General features: G+C 37.6%; 6 protein-coding genes and 1 tRNA gene. 4 read left to right on the plus strand and 3 right to left on the minus strand.

Features of this window, described 5'->3' with window-relative positions; all coding sequences use genetic code 11:
* The 4 genes from Q0594_RS01575 to Q0594_RS01590 all read left to right on the plus strand — a co-directional run.
* Positions 1–363, plus strand: a 363-nt coding sequence (locus Q0594_RS01575; protein ID WP_298729261.1) for an FCD domain-containing protein, incomplete at its 5' end; no start/stop codon positions are given.
* Positions 364–480: 117 nt separating this feature from the next.
* Positions 481–1,110: a bifunctional 4-hydroxy-2-oxoglutarate aldolase/2-dehydro-3-deoxy-phosphogluconate aldolase gene (eda, locus tag Q0594_RS01580; RefSeq protein ID WP_298729263.1), complete on the plus strand. Its 630-nt coding sequence runs from the start codon at positions 481–483 to the stop codon at positions 1,108–1,110.
* Positions 1,111–1,164: 54 nt separating this feature from the next.
* On the plus strand, positions 1,165–2,169 hold the full coding sequence (locus Q0594_RS01585; RefSeq protein ID WP_298729265.1) for a sugar kinase: 1,005 nt from the start codon (positions 1,165–1,167) through the stop codon (positions 2,167–2,169).
* A gap of 118 nt (positions 2,170–2,287) precedes the next feature.
* Positions 2,288–2,995: an alpha/beta hydrolase-fold protein gene (locus tag Q0594_RS01590; RefSeq protein ID WP_298729267.1), complete on the plus strand. Its 708-nt coding sequence runs from the start codon at positions 2,288–2,290 to the stop codon at positions 2,993–2,995.
* 34 nt (positions 2,996–3,029) lie between these two features.
* Here Q0594_RS01590 and Q0594_RS01595 read toward each other — a convergent pair.
* The 3 genes from Q0594_RS01595 to Q0594_RS01605 all read right to left on the minus strand — a co-directional run bounded on the left by Q0594_RS01595 (position 3,030) and on the right by Q0594_RS01605 (position 4,763).
* Positions 3,030–3,103 (minus strand) — tRNA-Arg (locus Q0594_RS01595).
* A gap of 449 nt (positions 3,104–3,552) precedes the next feature.
* Positions 3,553–3,996, minus strand: coding sequence for a threonine/serine exporter family protein (locus Q0594_RS01600; RefSeq protein WP_298729269.1), 444 nt, complete (start codon positions 3,994–3,996; stop codon positions 3,553–3,555).
* Entirely contained in the window at positions 3,993–4,763 is a 771-nt protein-coding gene (locus Q0594_RS01605; protein ID WP_049554443.1) for a threonine/serine exporter family protein, read from the minus strand. The genes Q0594_RS01600 and Q0594_RS01605 overlap by 4 nt, the downstream gene beginning before the upstream one ends.
* Between the last annotated feature and the right edge of the window lie 196 nt (positions 4,764–4,959).

Consider the following 4,959-nt stretch of genomic DNA (forward strand, 5'->3'; position numbering starts at 1 on the left):
CAGATGGCGAGTCTTGCCGCGCAGCATATTACGGATGAAGAAGTGGCTGTTTTAGAAAGGCTTGAAAAGGCCTTGGAAAAAGAAATCCATTCGGATGGAGATATTCACTTTAAACTGGATATTCAATTTCATAGTGCGATTGCTGAGGCTAGTCGTAATGTAGCGATGCAGCAACTGATTCCAATTATTATTCAATCGATTAAGTTGTATAATGATTTCTTTACAAGTGAGCAAAGCAAAGCAAATACGATTCGTGCTCATAGAGAAATTGTAAGAGCAATTAAAAATCGAGATGCTGTCGCTGCCAGAGACGCGATGTTACTGCATTTAGCAGATAATAGACGCACATTATCGTATAATTAAATCGTCTGATGAAATAGACGATATCAACCGAATATTGTCATTGACACCAAAAGTCATCTGATGTATCATAGATATAACAGATGACTTTTATTTTTTTACTAGAAGGAGAAAAAGCTTATGACAAGTGTATTAGAACAATTAAAACAGAACTATATTTTTGCAGTTATTCGGGGGAAATCATCAGATGACGCAATTGAAATTTCAAAACACTCAGTATTGGGTGGTATTAAAAATATTGAAGTAACTTATACAACACCAGAGGCTTCTAAAGCAATTGCTGAATTGAAAGCTTTTTATGCAAAAAATTCAGAAGTAGTGATTGGTGCTGGAACGATTATGACAGTGGAATTGGCTAAAGAAGCTATTGCTGCTGGAGCAGAGTTTTTAGTAAGTCCTCATTATGATGCGCATATTCAAAAAGTCGCTCATGATGCTCATATCGATTACTTCCCAGGATGCGCAACAACAACTGAAATCGTACAAGCGATGAATGGTGGAGCGAAAATTATTAAATTATTCCCTGGTGGAGTTTTAGGCCCTTCATTTATTAAAGATATTCATGGTCCAATTCCGAGTGTGAATTTAATGCCTTCAGGTGGAGTTTCTATTGCAAATATTAAAGAATGGCAAGAAAAAGGTGCTGTTGCAGTTGGTGTCGGAAGTGCTCTTGGCGCGAAAGTTGCAACTGAAGGGTATGAAAGTGTAACACGGATTGCAAAAGAATTTGTGAATGCTTTGGCTGATTAATTGGAGGTAATTCATCCTTCTTAAAAAATTCAATTTAAGAAAAGAGGAGTCAAGATGAGAGTCATCACTTTAGGAGAGATTTTATTACGTTTTTCAACAAGTGAAGAGATTAGAATCAAAAATACAGATGAGTTCCGAGTATGTTATGGTGGAGCTGAAACGAATGTTGGGGTTTCCCTCTCTCAATTTGGCCATAAGGTATCCGTTGCATCTGTATTACCAGAATACAATCCACTTAGTAAGGCTGTTCTATCTAGAATGAATGGATATGATGTTGATACTGACTTGATTATTGAACAACCTGGTAGGCTAGGAACTTATTATTTGGAGCAAGGGAACTCTGTTAGAGGTTCTCAAGTAACCTATGATCGTAAATATTCAAGTATCGCAATGCTAGAAAAACTTTGCTGGGATTTAGATGAGATTTTCAAAGGAGTAGACTTATTGCATATTTCTGGGATTGTTCCAGCATTATCTAAAAAATGGCAATCTTGGACAGTTGAAATCGTAAAAAAGGCAAAAGAATATGGATGTTTAGTAAGTTTTGATATGAATTATCGCAGCAAGCTTTGGAGATATGAAGAAGCGTATCCTTGTTTCCAACAAATTTTTCCTTATGTAGATATTTTATCTGCAGGAAGACTCGATGCCATTCATTTTCTTCAAGTTGCAACATCTGAAGAAGAAGTATCTCTTGAAGAAATCTATCGTCGAGTGAAGGAAAAATATGCGAATATCAAAGTGTTATATTCCACAAAAAGAAATGTCTTTTCAGCCAATCACCATGAGTTACAAGGTTTTTATGTAGGAGAAGATAACAATTTTGTAGAGTCAAAAGTATATGATATTCAACCAGTCATTGACCGAGTTGGTGGTGGTGATGCTTTTGCCGCTGGTATTCTTAACGGAGTTCTAAAAGGTTGGGAGAATCAAAAGGTAGTCGATTTTGGAACAGCAAACTCCGTGTTGAAACATACGGTTTTTGGCGACTGGAATCCTTTCGATGAAGATGAAGTATTTACCTTTATGAACCAAAAATCAGGACAAATTGTTCGGTAAAATGAATCTAAAAATTTAGACGTTAGTGTGTTATCACTGACGTCTTTTATATTCTCCTTATCATCTACAAGAAAAACTGATACACTTATAAAGTATAAGAGATAGAAAGGAAATTAGTATGACTAGAAGTTCTGTATGGATTCACCAAGAGATTTGCGGGATTAAACTCTATATTTATCGGTCTAATGTTCGGAGTGCTACTACAATCTATTTTTTAGACGGAGAACAATTTAAAGAAACCTTTTGTAATTGGATTATCGAACATAAACCAGCACTAAATTTTGTTTTGATTGATTTCAAGAATCGAGCAGACGACTATACACCATGGCCACTTTCAGCGTCTGAAGCCATGTCAAAAAATTTCGGTGGGAAGGCTGCAGAACATTTTGCTTTTATCACGACCAAAGTGATTCCGTTCTGTGAGAGCGAATATGGGTTTACTTCAAGCACGGAGAAACGTGCGATTGGTGGCTATTCACTTGGTGGACTATTTAGTCTTTATGTAGGGGCGAACACCGATTTGTTTGGGACAGTCCTCAGTTGTTCTTCTTCACTGTGGTATCCAAAATTTGTAGCCTATTTAAAAGAACATCCCTTTAGAGTGCCCCATCCAAAACTGTATATGAGTGTGGGGGACGAAGAAGGATTCATAGCGTCAAATTTAACGAATGAGCAAATCCCCAATACGATGGCGTTAAAAGACTGGTATGAATTGCAATTTCAAACGGGTGATTTCAAGTTTACTCTTGAAATTGGAAATCATGGCGATAATATTCCGGACCGCGTCGGGCATGCTATTCAATGGTTGGAAGAGATTAATATATAAAAAAATCCACTAGTTGAACCAGTGGATTTTTTAGTGGTGCCAAAGGGTCTCGAACCCCCGACCTAGCGTTTAGGAAACGCTTGCTCTATCCAACTGAGCTATGACACCCTAATATATTTATTGAACCACAGAAGCTGCTATCTGTCCATACAAAGTGGAAAAAATTTCCAGAGTCTTTAGTCTCTATTTTATGAGAATTGACAATCTTCATTTTCACAGCGAACCTAAATATAGAACTACATCATTTTCTTTGAACATAGAAGGTTTAGAGTATACCAATTTTATGAAAGAAGATGGATTCCCATGGGATTCTATGGTAGGAATAAGAGCGATTAGTAACTAATGCGAATATGAGACTCTAGGAATTTATTCCGTAGAGACTCATTGAGGCTCAGTAGGTGAGAGACTAAGGCTCGAACCGGTATAGCTCTTAACCCTACCATAAAGATATCCAAAAAGGACGGAATCTAAAATTTTTAATAAAAGTAAATTTGTCTCTAAACCTTTGTTTTATGAAAAAACCACCAAAGAAAATCTTTGGCAGTTTACATGTTGATTTAGTTGGTTGATTGACGGCGTGAAGATTGCCAATGTGAGTATAGACGGAAAATCGAATCGACCGTAAAAATCGCTAAAGCAATCATTCCGGCGGTAATCATCGTTTGACCGAAGAAGAATTTCCCTTTTTCAATATCACCTACAAAGAACGCGTATACGGTACGGTACATGCCTGCACCAGGAACGAGTGGGAAAAAACCAGGGATAAAGAATACCGTTACGGGAGCTTTAAAATAGCGTGCTGCTAAGTGCGATAAAAACGCAATTGTAAGGCCGCTATAGTAAGTAGCTAGTTGTAATCCAGAACTGTCCAAGAAGAAGAGATATACAAACCAGCCAATGCCTCCAATAATTGAAATATGAATGAGGAGTCGTTTTGGCGCTTCAAAGACAATACAACTGAAGTAGACAGCGATGAGAGCACTAATCACTTGATAAATCATAAGGGGTTTGCACCTCCTGCTAAGACGAGTCCCAAAGCAACAGCAATAGCGACGGAAAGAGCCGTCACAAACGCTTCAATTGCCCGAGCTGCCCCTGAGTTGTAGTCTCCGCGTAATGTATCGCGAATCGCATTTGTAATGGCAGTTCCAGGCACAGCCGGCATGATTAATCCGACAATAGAGATGCCGATTCGAGCATCCGGAACGAAATGTTTCTGAATCAAAATGATAATGACAATCGCAGGAATAATCGAGATGAGGTTCAACACGAATGTTCCTAATTTTAATTTCGGATCTAACTTATAAACAAATGGCATGATAATCGCTGCTACTGATGCAATGACGAGTTCAATTGGCGTTGCTCCAAATAGAGCAGCGTAGAACCCACACATCAGAATAAGGCCTAAGTCTTTTAACCACTGTGGATATTCGGATTCTTTTAAATCTTGTAATCGTTGATAAGCCGTATCAAGGTCGATTTCTTTTGTCACTAATTGACGAGAGATTGCGTTGACCTTATAAATTCGGTTCAAGTTCGTGTCGCGATTTGGAACACGACGAATTTCTGTAATAGAATCGATGCAGTCATCATCGAGCGTTGCAAAGATTCCAGTCGCCATTGCGAAGGCTTCGCAAGTTTCAAAGTTTGAAGTGGAGAGAATATAGTTCATTGTTTCTTCCACGCGATACGATTCCGCATTGCATTCAAGCATGATTTGACCAGCCAGAATAGCGGTATCCATTAATTTTTTTGCATATGATCGCACAAAGCCTTCCTCCTTACTAAAATACTCTCTAAGTATAGCATACAAGGCGTGTTTTGCTAAGTAGAATTTTTTATGAAACGAAACTGTACCATTTTCATGTTGCATATAAATTAGTACAGTTGTTTTTTTGATGATTGTTTTAACATTGTACTGTTTTTTTAGATATATTTAGTGTATTATTAAATTAACAAAAATT

It is taken from the genome of uncultured Granulicatella sp. (genome assembly GCF_938030755.1).
Lineage (GTDB): Bacteria > Bacillota > Bacilli > Lactobacillales > Aerococcaceae > Granulicatella.

Excerpts from the sequence above, each read along its gene's own strand:
- eda (WP_298729263.1), top strand. The coding sequence starts at position 481 with ATGACAAGTGTATTAGAACAATTAAAACAGAACTATATTTTTGCAGTT.
- Q0594_RS01585 (WP_298729265.1), top strand. The coding sequence starts at position 1,165 with ATGAGAGTCATCACTTTAGGAGAGATTTTATTACGTTTTTCAACAAGT.
- Q0594_RS01590 (WP_298729267.1), top strand. The coding sequence starts at position 2,288 with ATGACTAGAAGTTCTGTATGGATTCACCAAGAGATTTGCGGGATTAAA.
- Q0594_RS01600 (WP_298729269.1), bottom strand. The coding sequence starts at position 3,996 with ATGATTTATCAAGTGATTAGTGCTCTCATCGCTGTCTACTTCAGTTGT.